General features: G+C 42.5%; 2 protein-coding genes and 1 pseudogene. All 3 read right to left on the reverse strand.

Going from position 1 to position 2,448, the window contains the following annotated elements; translation table 11 throughout:
- Positions 1-290 precede the first annotated feature (290 nt).
- Positions 291-740: a prepilin-type N-terminal cleavage/methylation domain-containing protein gene (locus tag AB4496_RS24535; RefSeq protein ID WP_102250031.1), complete on the reverse strand. Its 450-nt coding sequence runs from the start codon at positions 738-740 to the stop codon at positions 291-293.
- Positions 730-2,040, reverse strand: coding sequence for a hypothetical protein (locus tag AB4496_RS24540; RefSeq protein ID WP_102250030.1), 1,311 nt, complete (start codon positions 2,038-2,040; stop codon positions 730-732). Before AB4496_RS24540 ends, AB4496_RS24535 begins: the two co-directional genes overlap by 11 nt.
- A pseudogene (locus AB4496_RS24545) lies at positions 2,037-2,448 on the reverse strand (pilus assembly protein PilW); the annotation flags it as partial. The pseudogene AB4496_RS24545 and the gene AB4496_RS24540, both read right to left, overlap by 4 nt.

Consider the following 2,448-nt stretch of genomic DNA (forward strand, 5'->3'; position numbering starts at 1 on the left):
CCATATGTGATGTTGTTTGTTTAGGCCTAATATAAGTTTTGACCATGGCCTATTGGTACAGCACATATTCTATTAAAGTCGCTGTTAAAAAGCACAAGGTTCCACATCATTTTCCATAAATGGAGACATATTTTGCAAAAATACTGTACAACAGCAACAATATAAAAACACAAAAAACACCATTCCATATACAGAGTTTTAACTGGCACGTAAACAATGTCCGAGGAGTGAAAACTATCAGTAAAGGAGAAGCGTAGGGCTTGGCATGCAGTAAACGTTTGCTTAATAGATCAATCAAACTCACTGTATTTGGAGAGCATAGTTTCGAGGTGAATGCTTTGCGCACGGTTCATGCGATCTCGCCATGCAACAGTCACCGTAATGTTTTTCAAAGCGTGAGACAAGGCACCACTGGCATTTGTCACCTCACAGCTCATCGTATACCCAGAGCCCGACAAACCAGATAAAGGATCCGAACTTGTCGCATTGCGACAGTAGTCCGCTTGATTGAGATCCGTAAAAAGGATTAACCCTACAGCTCCCCCCACATCCGATACACGAGTTCGATAATACTCCATCTGCCTTTCAGCAAAATGAAGCGCTTCTACACTGTGCAACGCGTAATCCGATTTTTGTTCTGCATAGACCTGTAGCTTAACCAACCCTAGCGAAGCGATACCGATCAATAGAAAAGAGATCAGGACCTCTATCAAGCTAAAACCGGAATGTTTATAAGTCATTCCATGATCCCTTTTTCCATTTGGCTTTCAAAGGAACACTATGGGGGTTGTATTCACCTGTGTAATCTAAGTTAATCGAACCTTGAATTGTCGATAACCCGCCAACTGAATCAAAGAACATCCCTCCCTTGGGAAAAAAAGAAGCAAATCCAATATAAACCGAATTGTTCTGCACTAAGCCGGCGATAGGTATCGTATTTGGAACTTTGGCCCATAAGCCGCTCAATAGGTCCGTATCAACATCAGGGGAGGCTGGTTCGTCGTATATGCTCATATCATTTAGGTGATAAAAGGAACCATCAAACACACTTGCATTACCGTTCGCAACGATGCCATCTTGAATCACTAATGAACGTGGAGTAATAACACCGGGGATAGGTTCTACCACATTAATTGGTGGGTGATAGACCACGCAATCACCGATCACCCACACCTTATCTTTGCCACTAGTAAAGGCGTTATTAATCGCTTGGCTACACTTATTACCTTGATACTTCCCGTTGAATAAATCAATGTGCTTGGGGGGAGATACAGTCCTGTCAATGAGGTCAATCACATGATAATCACGCTTAATCTGGTCAATATTTTCTGGCGTTTTAGATACCCCAAAGTAATTAGAGAAAGTATCGATGGCTGGGTCAAATTTGAAATCTGATTGAAAAGCATTTGAAGGCAATGACCCAACTGAATCAATGGTTGCATTGCGGTTAATATCGGTTGTCGGTTGGCAAGACTCAAAGGTAGGAAAAGGAGGGAGACCGCCCGTAGGTGTGATTGTCTTCAGACGCCCGCCGCCTTGGTTTTTATAGATCACACTATCTAAGAACCGAACAGACACACATTCGTTAATACCACCGACCGCAGTAAGACTAATATCTGGGGTAATATCGATATTGTGATCAGAAATAAACTCCAAACTCGAATTGGTTTGCATCGCCCCTAGCCCCGACGAATTGTTAAAACTTATCTCTTTGTTCAGAGATAAATAGTGAGCACTCGACACCAATATATTCGGTGTTAGGTTATCTGATTTCAACGTAAGGACTTTCGACTGCTGACAGTGATTCATTAAATCATTGGGAATTGCCGTGAGATCATTTTCAGCTATATAGGTAAAACCACACTCCAACCCAGCCTCGGCGTTCCAATGAGCTTTGCGGACTTGAACTTCATTCTGCGCGACCTTAATTTGATGAAAAACGCTGCGATAGGTGCCCAAAGTAACAATTAAAGCACTCAACACTAAAACAGATGTGATTAACAACGTAGCCACTCCAGCTTGCTGCTTTACCGAGGTCATTGCCAATTCCTTTGCTTAACGGTTATAGCGACGCCTTTAGAGATCCCAGCACTCGGAATTGACGCAACAATATTCAAATCAGTGAGCGTAGTGCTCACCCCATTTTTGCTCAACACTTGTGAGGATATTGATAAATCGTCGACGGAAATAATGCTATCGTCGAAAAGTGAGTAGCATGAGGTAACTTGATCATGGGCTAAAATGTTCCCTGGAGTAAGAACGCCCTTTTCACAAACTTTCAATCGAGTCCCCTCCTTTTTATACACGATATTCCTGTAATTTTTTCCGTCAGTTGATCCCTCTTTCAAATAGACGAACCCCACCTCAACACCACCGCTAACATGAATCGTATTAACGGCATTTAATAGCTTCAGGGACTCTCCATTTGAACCATCGTAGCCTGCTCGT

The sequence above is a fragment of the Vibrio sp. 10N.222.46.A1 genome, from assembly GCF_041473595.1.
GTDB lineage: Bacteria > Pseudomonadota > Gammaproteobacteria > Enterobacterales > Vibrionaceae > Vibrio > Vibrio tasmaniensis_A.

Coding starts and splice junctions, on each gene's coding strand:
- AB4496_RS24540 (WP_102250030.1), bottom strand. CDS start 2,040: ATGACCTCGGTAAAGCAGCAAGCTGGAGTGGCTACGTTGTTAATCACA.
- AB4496_RS24535 (WP_102250031.1), bottom strand. CDS start 740: ATGACTTATAAACATTCCGGTTTTAGCTTGATAGAGGTCCTGATCTCT.